Genomic DNA, 26219 nt, shown 5'->3' with positions numbered 1-26219 from the left:
GCGCACACTGGCCGTCCAGGGGGATCCGAACTGGCCGCTGTCAGCCGGGGACCGTATTGCCAGGGCCAGGAGGCGGGGGATCCGCGGGCTGAACCGGCTGCGCTTTGTCAGTGCTCGTGGGCCGCCGGCTCCAGAACGAGGACCGGGATCTCACGGTCCGTGTTCTTCTGGTATTCGGCGTAGTCGGGGAACGCCTCTACGGCCCGGGCCCACCACAGGGCCTTCTCGTCCCCGGTCACCTCGCGTGCCAGCATGTCCTGGCGCACCGGGCCGTCCTGAAGCTCGACCCGGGGGTCGGCCACCGCGTTGTGGTACCAGACCGGGTGGGTGGGGGCTCCTGCCATGGAGGCGATGACGGCGTAGACGCCGTCGTGCTCCACCCGCATGACCGGGGTCTTGCGGATCTTTCCGCTCTTCGCGCCCAGGGTGGTCAGGATGACGACGGGCAGGTCCCGCAGCCTCTCGTCTTCTTCCCGGGCGACCAGGACACTCAGCGTCGTTCCCTGCGTACCGCCGGAGCTTTCGTACAGCTCCACCTGGTCACGTACAAACTGCGCCTTGCTCGGCTCGTACTCGCCTTCGAGGGGCATGCTGGCTCTCTCCGTGCTGTCGATGCGCACCCGGCGCGGTCCTGCGCCCTGGCCGGGGTGCGGGGCGTGGTGCTCAGGCGTGGGCGTCGTCGTAGGCCAGGGCGCCGCCCAGCTCGCGGGATGCCTCGGCCTGGGCGAGGAGCTCCTTGGCCTTGGCCTCGGCGGCCTCGATGGCGTCCGCACCGGCGACGAACCGCAGCAGCGGCCTGTCCTGGCCTGCGATGGTGAGCAGGGCGCGGGCGAGCTTGGCGGGGTCGCCGGGCTGCCTGCCGTTCATGCTCTTCATGCCCTCGATCCGCGGGGCGGTGCGCGGGGCGTAGTCGTCGATGGACAGCTCGGGCCAGTTGGTGGAGCCGTCCACGAGGAGTTCGGTGCGGAAGTAGCCGGGCTCCACGACCGTGGTGTGGATGTTGTACGGCTCGACGTCGTAGCGCAGGGACTCCATCCAGCCCTCTTCGGCGAACTTGGAGGCGGCGTAGGCGGAGGTGAACTCCATGCCGACCAGTCCGGCGGTCGAGGTGATGGTGATGACGTGGCCGGCACGCTGTCGTCGCATGATCGGCAGGACGGCGCGGGTGACGTTCATCGGGCCGAAGAGGTTCGTCTCGAACTGCCGGCGCATCTGCGCGGGCGAGATCTCCTCGAAGTAGCCGGTGAACAGGTTCCCGGCGTTGTTGATCAGGACGTCGATCCGGCCGAAGCGGTCGACAACTGCCTGCGCGGCGGCCTCGGCGTCCTCCAGGCTCGTGACATCGAGCCTGGTGACCAGCAGATCGTCCCGCGGCCCGCCCAGGGTCTTCTCGACCTCTTCGGGGCGGCGGCCGGTGGCGGCGACCTGGTGGCCGGCGGCGAGGGCCTCGCGGGCGATGTCCGTGCCCAGACCGCGTCCGGCACCGGTGACGAGAATGACCTTGCTCATGGGGGTTTTCCTTTCAGGCGCCGTGATCCGGCACCCGCTGTGTGCGGGGGTGATGCATGCAGCGCCGCGGAGGGGGCTGGGACCGGCGGCACGAGCGCCGTCTGTCTGACGGTTCACGCCGCCGTGGGCGGTGCACCACCAACAGAACCGGCTGTCACGCGAGGGCGGGAGTCCCTGATGAGGGGGTCACTGACAGGGACCCCCAACCCGGCGGATGCGCTCGTAGAGTGAAGCGCATGGCAGGCAGAAACGACCCCAACGGCACAAACCGCGACATCCGCGATGATTTCCGCGCAGAGATCCGGGAATTCCTCGGCACGCGACGGGCCAGGGTCACCCCCGAACAGGCCGGCCTGCCCCTCTACGGCGGAGAACGCCGACGGGTCACCGGGCTGCGCCGCGAGGAGGTCGCCCTCCTCGCGGGCATCTCCAGCGAGTACTACACCCGGCTGGAGCGCGGCAACGCCACCGGCGTCTCCGAGAGCGTCATCGAAGGCATCGCACAGGCACTGCAGCTCGACGAGGCCGAACGCATCCACCTGCTCGACCTCCTGCGCGGCGCCGGCACGACCCGCCCGCCACGCCGCCGCCCGGCCCAGCAGCGCGTGCGGGCCGCGGTGCAGCGCGTCCTCGACTCGATGGCCGGCACACCCGCGTTCATCCTCAGCGGACGCGGGGACATCCTGGCCGCCAACCACCTCGGGCGCGCCCTGTTCTCCCCGGTCTACGCCGACCCGGCACGGCCGCCGAACAACGCCCGGTTCGTCTTCCTCGGCCCGCACGCGACCGAGTTCTTCCGCCACTGGGACGAAGTCGCCAACGACACCGTCGCCATGCTGCGCGCCGAGGCCGGCCGCGACCTCTACGACCGGCGGCTGACGGACCTGATCGGGGAGCTCTCCACCCGCAGCGAGGAATTCCGGCACCGCTGGGCGGCCCACAACGTCCGGATGCACACCACCGGCGTGAAGCTCCTCCACCACCCGGTCGTCGGCGACCTCGACCTGCCCTTCGAAACCTTCCCGCTCCCCGACGGCCCCAGCCAGTTCCTCCTCACCTACACCGCCGAGCCCCGCTCACCCTCGCAGGACGCCCTGAACCTGCTGGCCAGCTGGGCCGCGACCAATGACGACATCGAGCGGTCCGCGCCGGCCGGCGACTCCCAGCCCGCCGACTCGGGCGAGACACCCGACTGACCGACGAGCCACCCGAGTCGATCTGCGGCAACTTCTGTGGAGCGGTGGCAGCACCCGCCAGCGATACGTCGAAGCCAGGAACGGCACGGCCGTCAACGCGAGACCGCTGGGGTGACGTTGCGGCGGGCCGCGGGGCGCAGTGGAGCGCCTGCGGGCGACCAGGGCACACTCTCTGTAATATTCCGGACAAATGGGCGGAAACTATCCTCATGGCCCGGCTGTCGACCCGTCAGACGGGGATGCAGGCACCAGCGCTCGTGTCTCACGCACATGGGTGGTGGTTGCAGGTATCAGCCTGGCGCTGGCGGCATCGCTCGCCCTGGCGAGCGCGCTCGGCGCGCGTCCGGGGCGAGTGGCGACCTTCGTCGGCGTACTGGTCGGGGTGAGCGGCTTCCTGGGTTCGGTCAGCCAGTTGCTGCGGGACAAGTTCGTCGGAGTCCCCCGATGGAAGCGTGCTGCGTTCGCCGGCGGGATCGCGGGCATCTTCGTCGGTACCGTCGTCGCCCTCCTCAGCTTCCAGGCGCCGCCGCCCCCACCGCACCGGCTCACCGGCCCCCGGGATGTGGCGGTGGTCGGCTTCAAAGGCAACGGCCCCGGGCAGAACCAGCGGGTACTGGACGACGTCTCCGCGACCTTCGCCCATGATCTGAGCAAGGTCCTCAAGGACACGACCGTGCGCGACTACGCGACGCAGTACTCCCTGCCGCTCGCCGAACTCCTGCACCGCGACCATCACGGCCTGGAGACACGGACGAGGAAGTTCGTCGACCAGTCCAACGCGGCGATCCTGCTCGGCGGGATCGTCACGTCCGGCGACGCCGGGCAGACTCTGGTGCGGCCGGCCGTCTACGTCCGCGCCGACCAGGTGGTGGACGCGCCGGAGCTCGCCGGGTGGTACACCGGCGATCCGCTCCCCATGGACGCGGGATGGCAGTCCGCGTACAGCCGCAGGGCCATGGTGTCCGAACTGGTCCAACGGGCCCGGGGCCTGGCCGAGTTCACCTACGCGTTGGACGCCTGGCGGCAGGGAAACGCAACCCAGGCCGACCGTGCACTCGCCCGGTTGCTGCCGGGCGGCGGCAGCCCGACGTCCGAGAGCGGAACCGGATTCGTCACCCCCGACCTCGTCCGTCTCTTCCGGGGCCACACGCTGGAGGACATCGCCGTGACGGACCCGCAGAACATCCGCCGCTCCGCACTCGACGCCGCCCGAGCCGAGTACCTGGCCATCTCGGGCTCGTCCCCGATCCGGCTGCGCGGGCAGATCAGCCTGGCCTACAACACCTACCTGCGGGCGCTGGGACGGCATCCCAGCTGCGCCCCGGGCACCGTCCGAGCGGCGGAGCTCGCCAAGGCCTCCGCGGCCTTCCGGCGGCTGGCGGACGATCCCGCCTTCACGCGGCTGGGCCGGCTCAAGGCCTCGGTCGACCTGGCCCAGGTGGAGAACTGCCGGGTCAGCGCCGGGCTCGTAGCCGACGACGGCACGATCGACCGCGCCCTGCGGCGGGTGCGCGACGCCCGGCGCACCGAGGGCGTCAAGGAGCTCGTGGCGTTCGCAGCGTCCGTCGCCGCCCAGCACGAGGCGATGTACGAGCGGTACGGCGCGGCGATCTCCGACCTCAGGCAGGCCCTCGCGCTGGAAGCGCGCTTCGCCGTGCGTGCCCTGTGGGAGGCGCAGTTGGCCGTCCTGGCACTCGCCCAGTGCGACTTCGCCACAGCCGCCACCGCTCACCAGGAGTCCCTGCGCCAGCTGGACCGTGCCATCACCACCGGCACAGCGCCCCAGCAGCGCTACGACACATACCGGACGGACTACGAACACCAGCTGTCCAAGGCCCACGCGACGTGCGGGGCAGGGAGCAGCGGGTGAACCGAAGAAGGGAACACCACGCGATGAGACGTCGACAACTGGCAGGGTGGCTCGCGCTGCTGTGCATGGCCGCCGCGACGGGATGCGGCACGGACAGCGGGGACACCGCCCGGACCGCGGACACGGCAACGGCCCGGTCCGCGAGCCCGGCCACAGACCAGGCCATCGGCGCGCGCCCCACCAAGAAGAAGAAAAAGAAGAAGTCCGTGGTGCTGGCCGGACAGCTCGTGCTGCACCCGGGAGGCGGCGGCAGAGGTCCCGACTGCATCTCCGACCTGGCGCAGCTGCCGTCCTCGTTCGCCACCTCGCCGGCGGTCTGGCTGAGCGGAATGAACGGCCCCGACAACGTTCCGCTCGCGTTCCCCGTCGCGCTCTGTCTGCACGGATTCTCGACGGACCAGCCGGTCACCGTGACCGTCACAGTCGGTACCCGCAGCTACCGCACAACGGTGACACCCGCCTCCGGCGAGCTCCCCGTGGGCCGGTTCGAACCCCCGGAGACGCTCTTCAACGGACGTCAGCTGCAGGTGTTCGACGCGGGCGAGGGCCTGCTGGAGAGCAATGTGTGGGACTTCGTACCGCCTTCCCCCGCCCGCGACGCCCTCGTCACGGCCGGCGCAGTCACCACCAGCGCCGTACAGGCGGGAACGAACACCTCGTACCGACAAGAGGTGACCGTGGCCGACACTCCCGGACAGGGCTGGATCCGCGGCCGGAGGCACCAGCTGGTCATCTTCGGCTTCCAGCAGGACCAGGAGGTTCCGGTCGGGCTCTACCACAGGACGAGCCAAGCCCAGCCCTTCAAACTGATGCGCCGGATCGGCGCGGTGACGATGCCCCGCTCGCGGATCGCCGTGTTCACCCTCCCCGGGACCGTCACCGCCACAGGAGATCGGTACTGCGTGACAGCGCCACTGGAGACGCTGCGCAGCTGCCCCGCTCCCTGAACCGCTCCTCCTGTAAGGCCGGGCAAGAGTTCCGCAGGCGGGGTGATGCGCCGATGCCGACCGGCGGCCGACACCGCCGGGACGGAGCGCGCCCTGGAGGCGCTTCTTGTGCACCGGCCGAACGGCGGGGTCTGCGCCCGTGCGGCGCTGGTGGCACGGTGCGCCAACGTGCGTACACGTGCGTTCCTCAACCGCCGCGGTGATGCGCCACCGATACGGCGTCGGGGCGTCCGCAGAAGGTTCTTGCCGCCCCGCGCAGAGCGAGGGGTGCCCTCGGGGCGCCCTGGCTCTGCGCGCGGGGCAGGGGCGGTCGGCCTGGCGAGCGGACCGCCTGGCCGTGCCTGATCACCCGACGGGTGCCTGCCGGCTGTGGTCCCTGAGCGACTTCTCGATGGTGTGCGCACACGCGGTGAACATTTCGACCTGGTCAGGGGTCAGATCGCGTACGGAGATCTGCTCCAGGGTGCGCCACATGTCGGCGATGGGCTCCTGCAGGGCACGGCCGGCATCGGTGAGGCTGACCACCATGACCCGCCGGTCGTGGGGAGCGGTCTCCCGGGTGAGCAGCCCGGCCTCCTGCATGCGGCGCAGCGACTTGGAGACGGTGGAGTGGTCGAGGCCGACACGCTCCAGCAGTTCTGCCTGTGTCTGGCCGTCGTGGTCGAAGAGCTGCATCAGCAGCAGTTCCTGTCCCGGGTGCAGGTTCAGGGCGCGCAGCATGGCGGCGGCGTGGCCGCGGTGGGCGCGGGCGAGCTGGAAGACGGCATAGCTCATTCGCCCGTCGCACGCCGTGTTCGGCAGTCCCGATGCGGTGGTGTCGGACATTTCTGCTCCCTGCCCACAAGATGGGGGTGATCGCTCAGCTGACGGTGAGGACGATCTTGCCGCGGTTGTGGCCGGCATCGCTGGCCTGCTGCGCCTTGGCGGCTTCTGCCAGCGGGTAGGTGGCGCTGAGCGTGGTCACCAGTGTGCCGTCGGCGGCCAGTTCGGCCAGTTCGGCCAGCCGCGCGGCGGAGCGGCGCTGCGGGCCCTCCGCGAAGACGACGCCGAGTTCGCGGGCGCGGAAGTCGGCGGTGGTGACGATCCGGTCGGTGCCGCCGCGCAAGGTGATGGAGTCCTCCAGTGCGCCCTTGCCCGCGGCGTCGAAGACAGCGTCGACGCCTTCGGGGGCGAGCTCGCGGACCCGCTGGACCAGGTTGTCGCCGTAGACCAGCGCGGTCGCGCCGAGCGAGGTGACGTACTCCTGGTTGGCGGCTCCGGCCGTGCCGATGACGCGGGCGCCGCGTGCGACGGCGAGCTGGACGGCGATGGTGCCGAGCGCGCCGGACGCTCCGTGGATCAGCAGCGTCTCACCCGAGGTGACGCCGAGCAGGTCCAGTACGCGTTCGGCACCGTCGCTCGCCACGGGCAGGGCGGCGGCGTGTGTCCAGTCCAGGCCGGCCGGCTTGGGCGCGAGGACGGCCGCGGGTGCCAGGGCGTACTGGGCGTAGGAACCGGTGTCGGACCAGCCCAGGACCTCGTCCCCCGCCTTCAGGTGGTCGACGCCCTCGCCGACGGCGTCGACCACACCGGCGATCTCCCCGCCGGGGACGGCGGGCAGCGTGGTGGGGAAGATGGCCTCCATGACACCGGAGCGGATCTTGCCGTCCACCGGGTTGACGCCGACAGCCTGTACCCGGACGCGGACCTGGCCGGAGCCGGGCCGAGGAATGTCGATCTCCGCCTCGTGCAGAACCTCGGTGCCGCCGAACGCGTCGAAAACGATGGCCTTCATCACGGTGCTCTCCTCAGGTGAGATGCCGCGCCGACCACTTTCTGTGGCCAGCCACATAAAAGTAGCACCGAATAGGTGGCTAGCCAAGTAATCGCTTCGGTGACATCTCCGAGGCACGTGCCGTCGTCGTAGATGCGGGCGTGATCGGCGAGTTGGGCCAGGACCGGCGCCGGGGCAAGCCGGCCCGGGCGGCGGGGGCACGCAACGCCGGCAGTCGTCCAGTGGCACATGGAGCGAACCAGCCCATGGGCGTGGGCGACCTCAGGGCGGCCGCCTGGTTCGCACCGTTCGGCAGCCACAGCGTCGGAGATCCCGGGCGGGGCTCCCGCCGGTAGAGCGCAGTGCGCCGCGCAGCCCGCACCAGGTAGCCGATGTTCCCGGCCGGCAGAGCGACAAGCCCGGCTGCTCCAGCCGTGCCGCGGGCCGGTCCGTCGCGGCACCAACCCGGTATGGCGAGAATCCCCCTCGTCCACGAGAGGGAGGAGTCACCGAAAGACACTCCGTCAGGGCTCTTTGCCCCGCCGGGCCCAGCGGCCCCACGTCCACCACCAGCCAGACGTGCCGCCGAGTGGAAGACAGCAGGCAGGCCGCTATTGGGCGGCGCTGGGACAGCAGCAGTCGGGTGTCAGTCGATGAGATCAGTGAAAGCCTGCTCAAGGCGGCAGCGTGCGTGCGCAGCCGCTGTAACCGACGACGAACACTGCCGTGTGGCTTCGTGGGCGAGGACGGAGAGGGAATGTCGGGGACTGACATCGGTTCTTGATCGAGATGTCCGGAAATGTTGACGGGAACTGGCAGCACCCAGAGGGCTCGGCTCGGGCGTGTCGGCACGGACGGACATAATTCGGCTGTGGATTTGAGACCGGAGTTGTTGCCCCCGCCCGTGAGTCGGCAGCGGCTGGACGAGCCGTGTGCCGAGGTGGAGCGGATCGCTGACCTGTTGGCTGCCCGCCCGGAGGCGGCGGGCGAGGCGATCGAGGCCTTCAACGCGATGACCGGGCACGACTACGTGACCCTCGACTTCGCCGAGTACTACGGCAGCAGGAGCCTGGAGGAGTTCGGCGGGGAGCGACTACTGAGCTCTTTCAGCGTTGCCGCTCCAGGGTGAGGACGGCGGCGGCGATTGACGACAATGGATTCTCTCTCACCCTCTTCCGCGCAGGAGCTTACTCCTGGCAGCAAGAGCACCCTGCGTATTCATCGCCCTCGTACGTGATGCCACGCCCCAGCAGCTCGTCGCAGTTTGGGCAGATCGCCAAGAGGGTGGTGTTCACTTGGAGGAGTTTTGAGTTTTTTAGCTCAAATACAGACCTCACGGCGTCAGGGCCATGTTGGCGAATCCCCTGTTGCAGAAATTCAAAACCTCCATATGTGTGTCCGCACACGCACTCAATGCGACTGCACCGGAAGGTGCCCACATCGACGCCCAACTCGGACTTGATCCGTTCCTTCTCGTCGTCCGACACCACCCGGAGCCCCGCAGATTTGATCCGCTCAGGCGTCCAGTACCAGAGCTTGAACGCTTCGGCTTGACTCTTCGTCAGGTAGAACGAAGCGGTCCTGCCGTTTTTGATGGCGTCCTTGACGATCCCTAGGATGGTGGAATCGTCCGCCGAGATCGTCACCTTGCCGCTGCCTGCGGCGGCGTCGATGTGGGTCAACAGTGACTTGTCCACGGTTTCCTCCCGAGGCGCTCAACTTACTAGCCTTTGGAGGGGTGTCCCCCGGGTTCCTTCCTCATGATCGAGGCAGGATGTTGTTGCACTCTGATGGCGCAAGTTCATGGCTGGAGGCCAGCGCTGATCACGTTGTACGACACGCTTTATTAGAGGTGTTCGCGAGGCGTTCGGCTATGGCGTTTCCGTAACGCCGTTCCGCGACGCCCGCCGCTGACGGCAGGCCCGCACCCGGCAACGGTCCGAGCAGTGAGCGTTTTCAGGGTGGCCACCGATGGGGTGACGGCGGCGAGAGCGCAACGCACGAGGCGCCCGTGCCGTTGAGGGAGGTGTTCGAAGTCTCAACTCATCAGCGCAGGCGCCTCGTTGGTCTCCTGTCCTGCCGCACTCGACCTGCCTCATGCGCTGGTCAAGTGGGTCACCATGCTCATCGTCACCCTCGAGGGTGACCGCCGCTGCAAGCTCCCGCCGCACCAACGCGCGCTCGTCACTCTGGTGTACTTGCGAAAGCACGACACCCTGGCCCAGATAGCCGCCGGCTTCGACATCTCGGCCGGCTTCGACATCTCGGCCGGCACCGCGCACGCCTGCACCACGCGGTGATCGGCCTCCTGGCCGCCCGGGCGCCGGGCCTGCTCAAGGTCCTGCGCGAGCACGACCCGCAGTACGTACTGCTCGACGGGACACTCGCCGAGTGCGACCGGGTGGGTGACGGCCGGGCCGACTACTCGCACAAGCACCGTCGCCACGGCGTGAACGTACAGGTCGTGACCGACCCGACCGGGCAGGTGCTGTGGATCCCGCCGGCCTTGCCGGCCGGTGCCACGACCTGACCGCGGCCCGCACTCACCGGATCATCCGGATCTGCGAACGCCAAGGTGTCCCCGTCCTGGCCGACCGCGCCTACCAGGGCGCCGGCCCCTGGGTCACCACCGGGCGCAGACGACCGCCCGGCGGGCAGCTTTCCCCAACACAGCAGACGGTCAACCGGGCACTGGCCACATCCCGGGCACCCGTCGAACGGGGCATGGCACTGCTGAAGTCCTGGCGAATCTTCCGAAGATCCCGGATCAGCCCCAACCGCATGACGTCAATCGCCAAGGCCGTACTCACCCTGGAGAGGCAACGCTGAAAATGCTCACGGTCTGAGGCTCCTGGAAGCGAACGTGTTTCCCCGGGTGAGTGACCTGGTCTTCCACCCCTCGGACGACCTTCAGGACGCGTCTGCGGAGCAGATTGTCGATGAGGCTCTGAAGTACCGACCAATCGCGCTCTGAGCCCTGCGAGGAAGCCGGCCGGGCCGTGTCCGCGGGCAGCTGCCAGCACGGCTTGGTGGCCACCCAGGCGCTGCGTACTCGCAGCGGAAGGCGCTCTTGGAGCGGTTGGAGCTGCCCGAGACCGCCTGGCTGTTACGAGCAGTCGAACCAGTGCCCGATGGGGCGCTCAGGACAGATACGGCACTCGAAGACGTAGACGCCTCCGGCGTCGCCGAGGCACAGTCCGGCCGGGTTGTGGGCGTCGCCCTTCCATCGTCGGCCGCCCGATTAGTTCTCGTCGACTCGGTCCTCCACGGGAAGCCAAGTGCACCAGGACTCACCATCGAATTCCCAGCTGGACACGGTCAAAGGTGCTCCATCCGGCTGCCGCACCCTTCGCGGTCGGGCCACACCGGTTCCTGGGCCCAGCCCGGATAGCCGCCCAGCTTGATTCCTGGGGCTTCCGCGAGGTGGTAGGAGTACAGCAGGCCGCTTCGGCGATCTCGTCCACGTCGGCGAGATCACCGGTGACGACGCCCTTCCACCAGGCGGCCTGTCCGGTCTCGGCGAGGCGGGCCAGGTTGCGGACGTGAACGACCACCTCGTGCCTGCCCTCGACCAGTGCATTCGCGGTGGCATGGCGTTGCACCGTTCGCACCATGTCGTACGGGTAGCTGGACGTACAGGGACGCGCACACCCCACACACGCATCCATGACAAAAGCGAAGATTCGTGTGTTCTGCTGCATTTTGTGGTTAGCCGGATGGGGAGGCGCATGGAAAGAGAAGCGCGATGATCAACAGAGAGCAGACGAACGGTTGGGACACGGAAGGTAGCCGGTAATCACACAGGGAAGTGGGAGGAGAGATGATCACGCGAGAGCAGATCCCGACAGTGCTGGATCATCCGGTCTACGACGCCGAGGGCAACAAGATCGGCGACGCCAAGCACGTCTTCCTCGACGATGACACCGGTCGTCCCGAATGGGTGAGCGTCAAAACGGGCCTGTTCGGCACCAGTGAGTCCTTCGTGCCCATCCAGGACGCCGCAGTGGTCGAGGGCCACCTGGAAGTGCCCTACTCCAAGGACAAGGTCAAAGACGCGCCCCACATCGACGTCGACGCAGGCGGCCACCTGTCCGTACAGGAGGAGCACCACCTGTACGAGTATTACGGCCTTGCCTGGGACGCCGCCTGGCAGCAAGCCAACCAGCCAGGTGAAGGCGGCTGGGCCCACGCCGGCGCAACGACTTCTCCCGACACCACTACTGCCGGCGCGCCGGAGAGCCGCTACGAGGACACCACCGCGTCGGGCATCGCCCGCAGCGGCGAAGAGCACCCCGACACTGCCACCCCGCAGAGCGGCTACGACGGCACCACCGCGTCGGGCATCGCCCGCAGCGGCAAGGAGCAGGAGAAGGACACCGTCTCCGCCGCCTCCGACAGCCCCAGGGACCGCGAGGCATCGACGAGCGTCGACGAGCCGATGCGCGACACTGAACGCGGAGAGGCCGAACGGGCCAAGTTGCGCCAGTACTACATCACCGAAGAACAGCAAGGCCGCTCCGATATGCCGTGAAGTCGCATCGGTGCGCACCGCAACGCGAGGGGCAAGAAAGCTGATCCCCGGACCGCGGGCCCGGGGATCAGTCATGACTCCCAGGGCCCGACTCGGGGGCGCATCGTCCAACGACGCCGGGTGCCGGCTGTGGCACCTGTGCCCGGCGACTTTCCGGGCCAGCTCCGCGACGTGCGGCGGCAGCGCGCTGAGTGAGCCGCCACTCCTTCATCCCGGCAGCACGTACCAGCCTCCGACGGATGATCCGAGAAGAGAACAAAAGCCACTGACAGACCCTCAGTCGAACAGGCCGAGATCCGCCAACTGCTGGCTGTCCAGGGGCGGTTTTTCTGATCAGTGGGTGGTGGGCTGGCCTGGGGTGATCAGTTTGGTGTTGGGGCCGATAGGGCTCCGAGGCCGAGCTGTAACGGCTTGGTGATGGGGGACCGGGGTTTCAGTTCTCTGCGTTGAGCTGCTGTTTTGTCAGGTGGAGCGGGCGTTAGTCAGGTGTGGGCATCTTCCGGGCGTGTTGATCAGATTCGTTGAGTGCTGCTATGCGGTCATCCAGTACAGGGCGGTGTCGATGTCGCGTGGGGTCCAGGTGCGGATTGGGGCTGGGGCGGCTGCGAGGAGTTGGTCGATCGTTGCTATGTAGCGGCTGTAGCGGCCGGGTGCGTGGCTGAGGGTGATGCCGAGGGTGCGCAGTCCGTTGTGGGCTCGCCGGTCGTAGATGGCCATGCGGTCTGGTGCGGCCGCGGTGAGGACGGCGGAGGCGAGGGCGTCACCAGTGCGGAAGCCTGGTAGGTGGGCGAGGGCGGCGCGGCCGGCTTGTGCTCCCGTGCAGCGGCTGAGAGTGGTGTCCTGAGCGGCGGTCGTGGCTTCGGCGGTAGCGCGGCGTACGTCGGTGTCTGCGAGCGCCATGAGTTCGGCCGCCCAGGGGGTGTCGGCTCTGAGCCGTTTCCACATCAGCAGTGCTCCGATGTCGGCTTTGCCGATGCTTCCGCTGGTGCATGCACGTCGTGTCACTTCTTGCAGGGTCTCGTCGTAGTAGGGGCTGACGGTGTCGGTGTAGGCCTGGCGGGCGGCGGCGAGGCGCTGCCATTGCTCGGGCGCGAGGGCGAGCGGATTGTCTGTCACGGCTTGCTAGTCCCTCTTGTCGGGAGGTGTGGGGCGGGTGATCGTCAGCCGCTGCTCGGGGCGTTGCCGCGGTGTTCGCGCAGTGCTTGGAGGATGCGCGCTCGGTGTTCGTCCTGGGAGCTGTCGGGGTCTGCTGCGGGGGTGTCGAGGAGCGGGCCGAGGCGGCTGTACAGCGCTTCGAGGCCGATGAGCGCGTCGAGGCTTTGCACGGTGGCGTCGTCGATGACAGGGAAGGGCGCCCGGTCGGGCGGGAGGAGCACAGCGAGGAGGTCGAGCGGGGTCCATGTCTCGTCGAACTGCTGGTTGATCCAGACCCGGGTGGCTTCGGATGCGGTGTGGCGCCATGCCCAGATGAGGGTGATCTCCAGCTCGGTGAGTTCGTCGACAGGACGGCTTGCGGCGGGGGCGATGTGCCGTTCGATCTCGCGGCTGATCAGTGAGCGGGCATCACCTATCCAGTCGGGCGTGGCTGCTGCCTGTGTGTGGTCCGGGGTATCGGAGTCGTTGCGGCTGGTGACGCGTTGGAGGGTGCGAGCAGCCAGGACGGCTCCGGCAGGGGTCTCGGCCATGGTCTTGAGGATTGCGGGCCGGTCGGGCTCGGCAAGGTCGGTCAGGAGGTCTTTTGCGAGGAAGTCCATGGCGCGGTCCGCAGTGAACAGGCCGAGGGCCCCTTGAGGGGCGGCGGTGAAGTGGCCGTAGTGCGGGGCTGCGGCTTTGAGGAGCGCGGCCGCCGGCAGGGGGGTGCCGGCGGCGCGTTTGTAACCGATGCGGCGGGTGATGCGCTGGGTGTCGTCGCGCAGGCGTAGGAGGAGTTCATCTGCTTCGGTGCCTGGGGTGTTGTCGGCCAGTTGCTGCAGGGCGGTGTCGAAGGTGTGCTCGGGAAGGTCGTCGTCGGGGACTCCGAAGACCATGTACCGGTCGAAGTAGTCGATGCTGCCGATGCCGCGCCGTCGCGCGATGGCCTGAAAGTCGATGCCATGGCCGAGAGCCTGCCGGACTGGTGCGAACAGCATCCCCATCAGGCCGATCACGCCGTCCAGGTGCTGCTCGGCGACGCCCGCCTCCTGCAGCCTGGCACGCCAGCGCTCGAGATGTTGTTCGGGCCGCTCGTCGCGGCGTGAGGGCAGGTTCATGCTGGTGCCGGTGAGTTCGGCTCGGTGCTGCCACAGCAACTGGTAGGCGCGGGGCTCGCTGGTGCGCAGGAAGGTGACGAGCAGAAAGTCGACGATGTCGACGTTGCCGGTGAGTTGGCCGAGGGTGGCGTCCGCCTGGCCGAAGAACCGTTTGATGGCGCGCGGGGTGCGCAGCCGGGCCTGCAGGTACCGGTAGTAGGCCTCGGAGAGCCTCTGCTGCTCTCCGGGCGTCAAGGCCAGGGTGTGCGAGGCGAGGACTGCGGCGAGGGAGCGGTCGACCAGGAGGTCGGCGTCGCGCTCGCGGAAGGCGGGAAGATCCAGCCGGACCTGGATGATCTTTTCCAGGAAGTCGCGTGCGCGTGGCTCGCTGTTGCCGACGAGCTCACTGCGTTGCAGGACGTCCAGAAGGGTCCGTTCGTCGAAGCTGATCAGGTAGTACACGCCTGGTAGATGGCCTACCAGGCGTACCAGTTTGAAGACGACGAGGAGCTCTTCTGGGGTGAGGCGGTCCAGGTCGTCCATGACGACGAGGACCGGGTGGCCCACTTTGCGCAGGGCTTCCTCGGCTTTGTGTTTGGCCGCGGACGCGCTCGTGTCGCCGCTGATGCGGTTGCTGACCTCCTGGATCAGTCCCTCCGAGTCCAGGCCGAAGAGCGCAGTGACCTTCCCCAGAGGACTGATGGCTTTTCCGAATCCGCCGATCTTCTCCCGCGCATCGGACCACCGTCCGTCATCCGGCAGGGCTTCGCGGATCTCGCTGAACAGCGCCAGCGTCAGCGACTCCAGATCGGAGTACAGCCACGGGTTGAGTTCCGCGACCAGCCAGCCTTCACCGTTCTCCGTTTCCCGTAGCCGGCGTGTCACCTTGCCCAGGACGCTGGACTTTCCCGAGCCCCAGGGACCGATCAACGCGAGGACTCCGGTTTCGGTCTGGCCTCGTACCCGGTCCAGCAGGCTGAGCACATGCTGGGCGTACTGTCCGTGTCCGAGCAGGTCAGGTCCTTCCTCGTAGTCGAGGAAGGGCTCGTCGTTGAAGAAGCGCGCGTCGGCCATCTGCTCATTGTCGGGACAGGCTGGGCCCGGGTACGGGCGTTGGCGAATCAGGTCGGTGGGGCGACGTCGATGCGGGTGAGGAGGTGTTGTTGGTCGGGGTGCAGGAGTAGCCAGCGGTGGCGTTGGTTTTGGAGCCAGTGGCGGGCTGTCGGGTGGCGGGGATCGGCCTGTGCGTGGTGGTAGGTGCGTTGCCACAGGATGGGCCAGGGTGGGTTCCACCAGGGGTCGATCGTGGCGAGTGCTTGCTGGGTGGGGGAGGGGCTGCTGCGTTTCTTGGCGAGTTCGCGCTGGCGGTTGAGCCATTCGCCGAGGGGGAAGCCGTCGTGGACGGTCTTGATCGGCGGGCAGAGGTGGCCGTGTTCGCTGGCCCAGGTACGGGCGTGTGTGAGGGCTTCGGCGTGGGGCCGGGGGCGCGGGCTGGGCGGCCACTGTTCGGCTGTCTGAGCGGTGATGCCGATCGTGTTCAGCAGGTGCTGCTGGTCTGGGTGGAGCTGGTCGTACTGGAGGCATGCCCGGGTGATCCAGCTGCCCAGGACGGTGCTCGGTGCCGGGATGCGGGCGACGGGGTCATACGGTTCACCGGCTTCGATGTGGTGGCGGGCGCGGTAGTAGTTGCGCTGCCAAACGGTGTCCCAGGGTGGGTTCCACCACGGATCGATCGCGGTGAGTTCGGTGAGGTGGGGTGAGGGCGGCAGGTGGTCGCGGGCGCGTTGTTTGGCGCGGTTGCGCTGGCTGAACAGCCATGCGCCCAGGGGGTATCCGTCGTGGAGGGTGTCGCGGGGGGCTGCGAGGTGGCCGTGCTGGGCTGCGTAGGTGCGGGCATGTGCCAGGGCTGCTTCGAAGCCCGGCCTCAGATCGGGGCGGTGCCCGAGGCGGCTGCGAGGGGCGCGGGGACGCTTCGGTTCGGCGGCACGCCGTGCGCGCCGCGTACTGGTGGGGGGTGCAGGATCTGCTGCCCTTCTGGCTTGGCCGGTTGTGCCTTCCGCGTCCGCGTCCGGGCCCGAGGTGGCAGCGGGTGTTCTCGGGGCTGTCCGTGCGTGTTCCCGGGCGGTGCGGGCTGCCTCGGTGGTGATGCCGATGTCGGTGAGGAGTTGCCGTTGCTCGGGGTGGAGTTCGTCGTACGTGGCGCACTGGCGCCACAGCCAGTCGGCAGTCCCAGAATCGTCGAGGTCACTGAAGCCGTTGTCGGGATGGAGGGGGCGGCTGGCTGCGGCGTCGCGGGCGCGGTAGTAGTGGCGTTGCCAGCGCAGGTTCCAGGGCGGGCACCACCAGGGGTCGATGGCATGGAGAGCCTGTTGCCGTTCGGGGGACAGGACTTTGCGTTGCTGCTGGCTTCGTTGGCCGGCGAGCCATCGTCCCAACGGGTATCCGTGGTGCACGGTGGTCGCGCTGACCTGGGCGAGGTGTCCGTGTTCGGCGGTGTAGGAGCGGGCGTGGGCGAGGGCTTCTTGAGCGCCAGCTCTCATGTTGCGTCGTCTGGGGCGGGCGGCGGCGGCCGCTGCGGCGGTGATGCCGATCTGGGTGAGGAGGTGTTGCTGCTCGGGGTGGAGGGCGGGGTAGCGGGTGCACTGCAGGTACAGCCATTCGCCCAGGCTGTAGCTGGTGGTGGGGAAGCCGCGGGCCGACTGGAGCGGGCCGTGGGTGTCGGTGTGGTCGCGGGCCTGGTGCCAGGTGCGCTGCCACAGGGTGCTCCAGGGCGCGTTCCACCACGGGTACAGCGCGTGGAGGGCGGCGGCCTGGTGGGCGGGCATGCGGGTGTGGCGGGTGCGCAGGCCGGACAACCACCCGCCCAGCGGGTAGCCGTCGGGAGCGTCTTCCTTGGGGACGGCCAGATGCCCGTGCCGCTGGTGGTAGACGTGGGCGTGCGCGAGGCTCCTTTCGAAGGCGTGCTCTGCCTGGAGGCTGTGGCCGCGTAGCCGTTTGGCCGGCTTCGGCTGGGGCGCTGGCGGGGTGCCGTCGGCAGCTGGTGGCTGGGGGAGGAGGTCGCTGAGAGGGCGGGGCCGGTGCGATGAATGCACCTTCCACAGCGTTCGCTGCGCCGCGGGTGTCGGGGCGGCGCGGGTGTGTACCAAGGAGTGGGCCCAGGTGAACAGCGGGCCGTGGGTGACGTCGGCGAGGTGGCGGGCGAGCCAGGGCCGGTGAAGCTGGTCGGCGAGTTCGGCGAGCAGCGTGGGTATCTCGCCGAGGCGGTAGGGCAGATGGCCGCGGGCCTGGGTGAGGGTGTGCTGCTGCCGGCGGGGGCTGGCCAGGACCTGTGCGAGGGCGACGGCCTCGGGATAGGTGATCAGGTCGCGGGCGACCACCTTCCACCAGTTGGGATCGGCCTCGATGGGACGCGTCGCCTCCAGGCGTGCCGGCCACTGCTGTTCCTCGTGGGGCCAGGGCTGTTCCCACCAGGTCCCGGTGACGGCACGGGCGACTTCGAAGGCCGGCGCTGCGGCGGGGGAGCGGTGCAGCAGCCGGACGTGCCGCCGCTGGGCCTCGATCACCTCCGGGCAGCGGCCCAGGGGCACAGGCAGCCCGCTGGTGTGGGGCAGGTAGAGGAGCCAGTACCGGTGGCGTGCGCAGACCTGCTGCTCGGGTGCCAGGTACCGGCGGGCGGGCACGTCGCGTCCGGTGCGGGCGGCGGTGTATGCGGGGCAGGCCGGCCCCCAGGCGGCGACGGCCTCCTCACCGCGCAGCAGTCGCCCGGCGGGGCCGGTCCCGTGCTTTCCGCTCGGTTCTTCCCTCGTCCATGCGGGCAGTGCCTGCTCGAGCACGTGCTGCGGAACGTGGCAGAGTGCGGAAACGCGGGCGCGGGCCTGGGCGTTGAGGTGGATCTCGCTGTCCGGGGACAGCATCCCGGTGAGGTTGCGCAGGCCGCCGACATCGGTGACGGCGGCCAGCACGTCACGGATGCCGAGGTGGTAGCGGACGGCGATCCTGGCCAGGAACGACAGCGTCAGCTCCCCGCTCAACGGAGCGATGCGTTCTGCCGCGCCGCCACCCATGGTGGGCACGATCCCGCCGGATGCTGCCCGTTCGCGTCCCGCCCGTCTGCCCCGGGGCAGACGGGCGGGTGCGGGCGTGCTGGAGCGGTGCGCCATTGCGGATGCCCTACCGCTTCCGTCGTGCGGGCCGGGCCGGCCGGGCCTGGGTTTCGGCGGCTGCGTCGAGTTCGACCTCGGCGAGCAGCTGCTTGGTGATCCGTTCGGTGCCTTCGGTGATGGCGACCAGGGCGGCTTCGCGGATGAGGTGGGAGAGGCTGCCGATCCGCCCTGCGGTGCGGGCGTGGAGGTAGGCGGCGTGCTGGACCAGGGTTCCGGTCCGGTGCGCGCGCAGCCGCAGCAGGTCTTCCATGGCCCCTACGAGGTCGTTCCAGACAGTCCGGTCCTGTTCGGTCGCGTAGGCCAGCGGGCGGTGGCGGAAGATCTTGAAGCGGCCGGCGATCTGTGCGCCGCGCACTCCGCTGAGCAGGGATGAGGTCTCGATGTCGATGGCGGAGTAGACGAAGGTGGCGGGGATGCGTTCGCCGAGGTACTTGAGCTGGTCGGAGGTTTCCGCGCCGGCGCGCCGCTGGGTGTCCAGGAGGTGGACGTCGTCGATGAGGACCAGCTGGGTGCCCAGTTCGCACAGCAGGTCGCACACGGCACCGGTGATCTGGGTCTGGTTCAGGCGGTCGGTGACGGGCATGCCAAGGAACCGGGCGAACTCGCTGACGAGCATCTTCGGGGTGGCGGCCGGAGGCACGCTGATGAACAGCACCGGCCTTCTGCCGTCCTGGCCGGGGTGCTGGCGGGCGTCGGCCAGTTGGAAGGACCGCCCCAGCGCCATCATCGTGGTGGTCTTACCCGTCGTGGCCGGACCCGAGATGATCAGGCCGCGCCGGGCGCCGGCCTGCTGGCGGCGGTTGACCAACAACAGCCGCCGCACGGCGGTGAAGACGCTGTCCATGGCCGGAGTGCGCATGACGGCGAGTTCGGAGTGGTAGTCCTCCCGCTCCGTCTGCGACCAGGCGGGGTCCGCGGCGTCGCATGCGGGCGCCGCAGCCCGGTGGACGAAAGCGTCCCAGCCCTGCCAGAGAGTCGGAGCGGCCAGGGGAGCGAACCCGGCGGCGTCGTTGGAGAAGGCGCTCACCATCGCAGTGATTCCTCGAAGGGGTCGTAGACCGTGATCGTGGAATCTCGCACGGGAGGTGCCTGGCCGTCTGCGGTCCCGGCCGCTGCCACGCCTGCGGTGGCGGCGGGCTCAAAGGGCTGGCATCCACCGCCCGTTGCGCCTGCTGTCTCTTCGTCTTCGAAGGTGCCCTCCCCGCCCTCGAGGACGTCGTCCCGGCCGGCGCCGCCGCCTGCGGCCGACGGTGGCTGGCCGTACAGGATCCCCCACACCGCACCGCCCTCGTTCACGGCATGGGCGCGGGCCCGGGCGGCGACGACCTTGTCCCGGCGGCTGCCGTGTCCGGCGGCGGCGCGTTCCAGGAGCTCGCGCAGGGCAAGGGCCAGGTCGTGTTCGTGGCTCACGCGGCTGCCGCGCTGGGCGACGGTGCGCCTGACGTGCTGCCAGGTGAAGTCGGTGAACGGGGCGCTGACCAGGGTGCGGTGGATCCACGGCACCGCCTCCCACCCGTACCCCTGCGGCCGGCCGGCTTTGGGCAGGCGCACCCAGACCTCGTCGGGAGCGTGCGGGTTGTAGTGGATCTCCCACAGCCCGTCTGCCGCCGTTGAGGCTTCGCCGCGGTAGGGGTTGAGGACCTGATGGTCGTAGGTGCGGTAGTCGATGCGGATGCCGTAGTCGTTGATCTTCTGCCGTTTAAGGGGCATCAGCTCGATGTAATCCTCACGGCCCAGCGGCACCGGCACATACCCGCAAACGCCGACCAGCGCCGCCCACATCTCGTTCGGCGACAGAGCACGGCGGGGCATCATCGGGTGCCGCAAGCCGTCGTGCTCGCGCTCCTGCCACCCGCAGACGATCCATTCCTGCAGCAGGTCGTCCAGCTGGGCGAGCGTCCATACTGCCTCGCCTTGCGCGTTCCGGCCGCGCTCACCGGTGTGGGAACCCGTGTAGCCGGCCACGTGCTGGGCAAACAGCGTATTGATCGAGGAGAACGCACGCTCCACATGCCCTTTGGCCGGCCCGTTGCCCGGCGGAGCCGGCTGCAAAGAAATGCCCAGCGATCCGCAGGCGGCGACGAACGAGGACGAGACGAACACCTTGCCCTGATCGACCACGACCATCCGCGGAGTGATGACCGGCCGTGCCGCAGCCCCTTCCAGGCGCGCGTCCACGCTCAGCAGCCGCTCGTAGGGGATCACCGAGCGTTGCATCGCCAGCGCCTCGGGCCACGCGGACTGCATCGGCGCGGGCACCATCATCTGCGCCAGCAACTGCGCCGCATCCACGCTGCGGGTCCCCTTCGGGCGCAGCACAGCCGCGCAGATACTGCGAGTCGCCACATCCAGCGCGATGGTCAGCTCAGGCCGCTCCACCACCCCGTCGTCCAGCACCACGAAGGCATCCAGCACGGTGCTGTCCATCATCACCAGCTCACCCGGCGCCATCACTGTCGTCGGCACGAACGGGGGAGCCGGCCGTGCAGAGCGCCAGCGGCGCTGGCGCGCACTGCCCAACAGCCCGCCCCCGTCAGCCAGGGCGTGCACCAGCCGGTTGAACGTCGCCGTCGACGGCAGCGGCACCGCACCGGGGCCGTGCCGCTCGGCCAGCAGCCGCTCGGTGTACACACGCAGCCGCCCCAGCGTCCCGCTGGAGCGATCCCGCCCCACCTCCAACACCTCCCGCAGAGCGGCCACCACCCGCTCATCCGCCCGCCCCAGCGCAGAACGGGGCCGCGCAACCCGCTGATCCACCAGTCCCCACACCCCGCCGTCGCGGTAGCGGGCCCGCATCCGACGCACCGTCACCGCGCTGGTCGCCATACCCGCCGCCGACAACTCCGCCGCCTTCGCCTCCTCCCGCTGCGCCAGCGTCCGCACAGCCGGGTCGTAGCCAGCCCGCACAAGGCCGGATACACCGGAGCCGTCCGGGTGCCCCGTCTCCACCTCCCGCACATGCCGCTCCCACGCCAGCGCCCGCTCCCGCACCGGTGCCGGCAGAGACTCCAGCAGGCCCAGGGGCGGCACCTGCAAGGCGGCGGGAGCGTCCACGACCTCAAACTCCGCATCGCCGAACAACAGCCCCAGCAGCAGTGCCGCCATCTCGCCGTTCTCGGCGATCAGCCGCACCTGCCCGCCGACGAGGGCGGCCACCATCCACGTCCGGCCCTCGAACCGCACCCGGGACCCCACCTCGACCACCGGCCCGCCGGGCCCCCGGCCGCTCGCCCCCATCACACCGCCCGCGCCCACACCGGCATCCGCTCATGCATCGGAGCATCCAGATCCGCGGACAGCTGCCCCGCCCACAGAGCATGGAACAGCGCGGGAAGGACCACCATCGGATCCCCGGCCCGACGCACGCCCTCCCATAACGGCGTACGGCTGGCGAACGACTTCCGCAACGCCGTGGCCAGCTGCTGTCCTCCGCGATATCGCGGATGCCGGTACCCGGACAGCCAGGTCACGTTGGCCCGGTAGACCGGATCGACCGGCCCCAGCACCCAGTACCGCCAGCCCGCCGCCGCACACACCTCGCCGACTACCGCCGCGAGGGACCTCTGCCGCTGAGAAAGCTTTCCTCTGGTGGTGCAGTCCGCCAGGACCCCCTGGCCATCGGCGAGCCGGAGCATCACCTGCGGGGCATGCGCACGCACTCCGCCAGGCGCCTGCCACCGCAGTTCCAGTGGTCGGCCGGCCAGACCCTGGACGCGTGGATCGCGGTCGAGCAGCATCAGATGGAGCCGCATCGCCCCTGACCCGTAGTGCACAAGCCGCCCGGTGGTCGCCGACCACCACCATCCCGGCGCCGTGCGCTTGCCCTTGCGGACTGGAAACGGCCTCAGCGGCGGACACTGCTCGAAGGCCACTTCGGCGGCCGCTGCCGACCACGGCGAACACTGAGTCATCCCGCCCGCAGCCAAGAACCGGACCTCCACAGCTCCGACATCGGCCGGCACGGCCGTTGCCGCATCCCGATTCCTTCGCACACAGAGCCCAACGGCTTATCGACTCACCCGGTAATGGGTATAACCAGCCAAAGGGAGCGCGTGCCGGAGGCTCCGAGGCCGTCGGTCCCGCTGGCTCACGGAGGTTCTGTCAGCCGTGCTCGGGCTGCTCTACGGTCCATTCCAGCCCGAGTGCGGCGAGTGCGGCCAGCTTGTCGGCTGTCAGCTTGGCCCGGCGGCTCTTGCTGTTGCTCAGAAACACCCCAAGCCGAACCTCTGACCCATCCTCAAGCCGTTCTACGTGAGATCGGCTCACAGGACCCGAAGTGCCCGTGCGGGCCTTGTACTGAGCCAGGGCCGCCACACCCCTCTCGAAGGTGCTCAGGGGCGTCGTGGGTGCCTTCACGGGCACCGCCTCGGGCTCCTGGGCCGGCGGCTTGATGCCGAGCTGCTCCAGGCGTTGGCGCTGCCCGCCTGTCAAGGCCTGCCAGACGGTCGGCTGACGCTGCCTGGCGAGCCACGCCCCCACGTCCATCCCGCTAACAGTGACGCCGGGCTGCACCTCGGTCTGGCCGCCCTCGTCGCGCAGAAGTTCACGGACCGCCGCGTAATGGCGCTGCCAGCTGACAGGCCAGGCCGGGTTCCAGTCGGGATCGATCGCAGCCAGCGCCGCAGCGCGTTCAGGATGCCTGTCCAACACACCTGGCCTGCGCAGATTGGAAACAAACTGCCCGACGGGCTTGCCCAGAGCAACGGCTGTACGCGGCGCACAGAGGGTGTAGTGCTGCTCGAAGTAGGCGCGGCAGGCAGCAAGGTTCTCCTCGAAAGCGGCATCCGCGGCATCCCAGACCATGCCGAGCTGCTCAAGCCGACGGGCGCGCTGGCCGGTCATCTGCCCAGCCCGGTAAGCCCGTCGCTGCTCCGCGACCCACTGCCCCAGCGGATGAGCATCTTCCTTGTGGTCGTAGGGCACGCGTGCGTCGCCTACGCGCTCGACGTACCGGCGCAGCGCGGCCCAGCCGCGGGCCCAGTCCTGCCGTTCAGTGTCGATCACGTTGAAAGAGACCCACCGGGCGACCATGACCGGGTCACGTGGAGCCGCGAAACGCAGCAGCAACCGTGATTCCTCCTCACCCTCCTCCGGCGCCACACCAATATCCACCGAAGGCTGCGCAACATCTTTCTGCGGCTCCTGAGGAATGGCCAACAACTCGATGGCCTCTTCATCATGCGCCCGAAGTCCAGCCAATACCTGCACAAGCGGCCTATACGACCCGGAGGTGAACATATCCTCCGGCTTTTCTCCCGGCTGAAGAAATACCGGCACGATCAACGACGCCAGTTTCCCCTGCCCGGGCTTTTGCCGCAGAGCACGGCCGATGGCCTGGACGATGTCATGAGGGGCGCCCTTGGGATCCAACAGGGCAACACTGTCCACACTTCTGATGTCGACGCCCTCGCCCAGGACACGACAGTTGGACAGCACGGCCTGCTGCGCGGTTGACCCGAAGGAACCAAGAACTTCCCGTCGACGCTCAGGAACATGCTCGCCACATAGCCAGTCCGCCCAGACCTTCGACGGGTACGTTCCCGGCTGGTCCGCGTGCAGCTTGGCGGCGACGCGCTCGAGGCCCTCCGCGTAAGCCTGCGCCTCTATCGTCCGATAGTGGAAAGTGATGCAGGTCTGGAGCTGATGCCGGCTCATGGCGTGCAACAGCGCCGCCTGCAGCGCCCCCAACCGCTGCCCCCGCACCTCCTCACCACGCCGCTCCTCACCCATCAGCCGCTCCGGAGTGACGAGGGGGTCCTGGAGCTCCAGGACGATGATCTGATACCGCGCCAGCAGCCCGCGTGAGACCGCGGACGCGAGTGAGAGCTTGTACAGGACGGGCCCGAACACGGCCTCGTCATCCATGGAGGCCGCCATCTCCCGCGGCAGCGGATCGCGCACCCCTTCGGCGACCTCCCGGTTGAGCCGCTCCTCCCAGATCCGCGGTGTGGCCGTCAGATACAGCCGCCGGTGCGCCGGGATGACGCTCTGGTCGTGGATGTCCGCCCACGCCTTACCCATCGACCCAGACGTCCGGTGCGCCTCATCGACCACCGCGAGGTCCACCGGCGCCAACTGCTGCCCGTACACACCCTCGAACGCCTCCGCCAGCACCCCCAGCGACGCGTACGTGGCGTAGATGGTCACCGGCCCCTGGCCGTGCCACAGCGCCAACTGCACGGGGTTCGTGGTGGAGCGCACCCGCAAGTTCCACAACTCCGGGTCGTCTTGGAGCGAGCACACCGCAACCGCCGGCCCCGTGTGCCCGGCCTCATGCCACGCCTTCACGGTCTGAGACAGAAGGTCCAGCGTCGGCACCAGAACGAGCTTGCGTCCCTTCGGAACAAGCCGCTTCGCCGACGCCGCAGCAATGAGGGTTTTCCCCGTGCCACACGCGGCGTGTACCTGCCCGCGCAGCCCATGAGCAGGAATACCGCCCACAGGAACGTCCAGGCCACGCACGATGGCATCGATGGCCTCGATCTGATGGTCACGCAGTCTCACTGTCATCCTCGCGCTACCGCCATTCCCTCAGTCGTCGCGCCAACTAAGGTACGTGTGCGGCTCACCATCCGAAAAGTTCTGGCTGAAAGGCTCGAGAGACCCACTCAGGAGAGACCACAAGAAGTCGGCCATGCCACCGTCAAAAATTGACCATCGCTTCATCCCGTAGAGCGCATGCCGCCTGAATATGACGACTTTCCACTTCTCCTGAACGTCTTCGGTCAGCCAAAACACGACATCGCCGGTTGCTGTCGTGCCGAACGGCAGCAGCCTCGGCTCCTCATCAGCCGGAAGACTGGGGGCCAGCTCGGCACGGCAGTCCGGGGGGAGAGCCGGATCCACGCCCTCCAAGAGACTCCCGAAGGGAGATCCCTCAACAGGCGGCGTACGCACGGACAGATACTCATCAATCTCTCCCCCTCCGTAAAGTTCGACGAGCTCCCTGTAGTCCGTCGGGAATTCCCAGCCGGTAGAGTGAGCGAGCATCTCCCAATCGATCATGTCGCCGCCCGACGGCGGGGGCGGAAGCACCTGCCGGATACGATCGACCACCGGGTGCAGCATTGGTAATTCCTCTCAGCGGGACTAAGGCGTTTCATCCAGCTACTGGCTTTACAGGTGCCAGGAAGCGCTGAAGCAGTCGCTCGGCCGGCTCATGGTTGTAGGACTTCGCGACCTGCAACGGAGTCTCACCGTCTTCGGCCGGCAACCGTGGATCAGCACCGTAAGCCAGCACGATCGCCGTAGCAGCCGTGCTCAGCGGGTGACCCGACTGAAGATGGCCGTCTCCTTCGACATCAATGGCATGGATAAGCAACGTGAGACCGAAACACATCTCGTCCGGGTCAGCCCCAGCATCCAGCAACCCGGCGAGCGTCTCATACTCACCCATCTCTACCGCCTGATGCACAGGCGTCCATCTCTCGATGCCCTCAACCGCAGCGATGATGAATTCTCTTTCCAAGGCTTCTCCCGCCGTATGCTCGAACATCAACTCATAAGAGGAGGTATTTCACTGCGCGTCGGAGAGCCATGGTGCAGCATCCCCAAACCTTACACAGTGCATCGTCGTGATGCATACTCTTTTGCGGTTCCCTTCAAGCGGACTGAGAGTGCACCACCAGTTCACACCTCACAGGACTCCGGCAGAGGCTGAGCGGGCGGACGTCCAGAACGAGGAACCCTCTGGGGCGAAGCGCAGCGGAGCCCATCACCGAGATGGAGACTGACACCGAGTCAGGCCAGCGGCCCGTCACATCCGCTACCGGGGTACTGATGGGGATCCCCAGACCCTACACAGCAGACGATGTGATGCACCCTCACCCCTTGCTGCCCGGCGAAGCCGGTAGGGCGGGAGCGCAGCGGACGCCCAGGATTCCCGCTTGCGGGAATCCCCTATCCGCGCTTGCGCGGATAGGTACGCTTTCGAATTCCGTTTACGGAATTCATTCCCACGTTTACGCGGGAATCCAATGCGCTTGCGCAATTCCTGCTCTATGCCTCGGCTTGCCGAGGCAT

19 protein-coding genes and 1 pseudogene are annotated in these 26219 nt (G+C 68.5%); 6 read left to right on the top strand and 14 right to left on the bottom strand.

All coding sequences use genetic code 11. The annotated features are described in order from the left end of the window. Positions 1-107 precede the first annotated feature (107 nt). Positions 108-590 (bottom strand): nitroreductase family deazaflavin-dependent oxidoreductase, encoded by a 483-nt coding sequence (locus tag OG736_RS00100; RefSeq protein WP_327180500.1) that lies wholly within the window; start codon positions 588-590, stop codon positions 108-110. Between the two features lie 73 nt (positions 591-663). Then, positions 664-1509 carry an SDR family oxidoreductase gene (locus OG736_RS00095; RefSeq protein ID WP_327180499.1) on the bottom strand — a complete coding sequence of 282 codons (846 nt, stop codon included), beginning with the start codon at positions 1507-1509 and terminating at the stop codon, positions 664-666. Between the two features lie 236 nt (positions 1510-1745). Between OG736_RS00095 and OG736_RS00090 the strand changes: the two genes are divergently transcribed. The 3 genes from OG736_RS00090 (at position 1746) to OG736_RS00080 (ending at position 5522) form a co-directional block, all read left to right on the top strand. Then, positions 1746-2705, top strand: coding sequence for a helix-turn-helix domain-containing protein (locus tag OG736_RS00090; protein WP_327180498.1), 960 nt, complete (start codon positions 1746-1748; stop codon positions 2703-2705). Between the two features lie 277 nt (positions 2706-2982). Continuing rightward, entirely contained in the window at positions 2983-4575 is a 1593-nt protein-coding gene (locus OG736_RS00085; protein WP_327180497.1) for a hypothetical protein, read from the top strand. A 23-nt stretch (positions 4576-4598) separates the two neighbouring features. Further along, entirely contained in the window at positions 4599-5522 is a 924-nt protein-coding gene (locus OG736_RS00080) for a hypothetical protein (protein WP_327180496.1), read from the top strand. A gap of 345 nt (positions 5523-5867) precedes the next feature. On the opposite strand, the gene OG736_RS00075 is transcribed toward OG736_RS00080, so the two are convergent. Beyond that, entirely contained in the window at positions 5868-6347 is a 480-nt protein-coding gene (locus OG736_RS00075; RefSeq protein WP_327180495.1) for a MarR family winged helix-turn-helix transcriptional regulator, read from the bottom strand. Between the two features lie 34 nt (positions 6348-6381). After that, complete coding sequence (locus OG736_RS00070) at positions 6382-7296, bottom strand: NADP-dependent oxidoreductase (RefSeq protein WP_327180494.1); 915 nt, start codon at positions 7294-7296, stop codon at positions 6382-6384. An 850-nt stretch (positions 7297-8146) separates the two neighbouring features. On the opposite strand from OG736_RS00070, the gene OG736_RS00065 reads away from it, so the two are divergent. Continuing rightward, entirely contained in the window at positions 8147-8404 is a 258-nt protein-coding gene (locus tag OG736_RS00065; protein WP_327180493.1) for a hypothetical protein, read from the top strand. Positions 8405-8462: 58 nt separating this feature from the next. On the opposite strand, the gene OG736_RS00060 is transcribed toward OG736_RS00065, so the two are convergent. After that, positions 8463-8972 (bottom strand): hypothetical protein, encoded by a 510-nt coding sequence (locus OG736_RS00060; RefSeq protein WP_327180492.1) that lies wholly within the window; start codon positions 8970-8972, stop codon positions 8463-8465. 366 nt (positions 8973-9338) lie between these two features. Here OG736_RS00060 and OG736_RS00055 point away from each other — a divergent pair. Both OG736_RS00055 and OG736_RS00050 read left to right on the top strand, forming a co-directional pair. Beyond that, a pseudogene (locus OG736_RS00055) lies at positions 9339-10104 on the top strand (transposase family protein). A 991-nt stretch (positions 10105-11095) separates the two neighbouring features. Further along, positions 11096-11806 carry a PRC-barrel domain-containing protein gene (locus OG736_RS00050; RefSeq protein WP_327180491.1) on the top strand — a complete coding sequence of 237 codons (711 nt, stop codon included), beginning with the start codon at positions 11096-11098 and terminating at the stop codon, positions 11804-11806. Positions 11807-12337: 531 nt separating this feature from the next. On the opposite strand, the gene OG736_RS00045 is transcribed toward OG736_RS00050, so the two are convergent. The 9 genes from OG736_RS00045 to OG736_RS00005 all read right to left on the bottom strand — a co-directional run bounded on the left by OG736_RS00045 (position 12338) and on the right by OG736_RS00005 (position 25692). Then, the gene (locus tag OG736_RS00045; RefSeq protein ID WP_327180490.1) at positions 12338-12922 is read right to left on the bottom strand and encodes a hypothetical protein; all 585 of its coding nucleotides are present in this window, start codon (positions 12920-12922) and stop codon (positions 12338-12340) included. Positions 12923-12966: 44 nt separating this feature from the next. Then, positions 12967-15108, bottom strand: a complete 2142-nt coding sequence (locus tag OG736_RS00040) for a P-loop NTPase fold protein (protein ID WP_327180489.1) — start codon at positions 15106-15108, stop codon at positions 12967-12969. 47 nt (positions 15109-15155) lie between these two features. After that, positions 15156-18098 carry a Helicase associated domain protein gene (locus OG736_RS00035; protein ID WP_327180488.1) on the bottom strand — a complete coding sequence of 981 codons (2943 nt, stop codon included), beginning with the start codon at positions 18096-18098 and terminating at the stop codon, positions 15156-15158. A gap of 106 nt (positions 18099-18204) precedes the next feature. Continuing rightward, positions 18205-19227, bottom strand: a complete 1023-nt coding sequence (locus OG736_RS00030) for a TniB family NTP-binding protein (protein WP_327180487.1) — start codon at positions 19225-19227, stop codon at positions 18205-18207. Beyond that, positions 19221-21380 (bottom strand): TnsB C-terminal domain-containing protein, encoded by a 2160-nt coding sequence (locus OG736_RS00025; RefSeq protein ID WP_327180486.1) that lies wholly within the window; start codon positions 21378-21380, stop codon positions 19221-19223. Before OG736_RS00025 ends, OG736_RS00030 begins: the two co-directional genes overlap by 7 nt. A gap of 53 nt (positions 21381-21433) precedes the next feature. Further along, positions 21434-22108 carry a TnsA-like heteromeric transposase endonuclease subunit gene (locus tag OG736_RS00020; protein WP_327180485.1) on the bottom strand — a complete coding sequence of 225 codons (675 nt, stop codon included), beginning with the start codon at positions 22106-22108 and terminating at the stop codon, positions 21434-21436. 190 nt (positions 22109-22298) lie between these two features. Then, complete coding sequence (locus OG736_RS00015) at positions 22299-24707, bottom strand: DEAD/DEAH box helicase (protein WP_327180484.1); 2409 nt, start codon at positions 24705-24707, stop codon at positions 22299-22301. Between the two features lie 21 nt (positions 24708-24728). Continuing rightward, positions 24729-25253, bottom strand: coding sequence for an SMI1/KNR4 family protein (locus tag OG736_RS00010; RefSeq protein WP_327180483.1), 525 nt, complete (start codon positions 25251-25253; stop codon positions 24729-24731). A gap of 43 nt (positions 25254-25296) precedes the next feature. Next, positions 25297-25692, bottom strand: a complete 396-nt coding sequence (locus OG736_RS00005; protein ID WP_327180482.1) for an ankyrin repeat domain-containing protein — start codon at positions 25690-25692, stop codon at positions 25297-25299. Positions 25693-26219 lie beyond the last annotated feature (527 nt).

Origin of the sequence: Streptomyces sp. NBC_01334 (genome assembly GCF_035983595.1) — a bacterium.
GTDB lineage: Bacteria > Actinomycetota > Actinomycetes > Streptomycetales > Streptomycetaceae > Streptomyces > Streptomyces coriariae.
The sequence above is the reverse complement of the archived record's forward strand: the minus strand, read 5'-3'. Positions and strand labels throughout refer to the sequence as shown.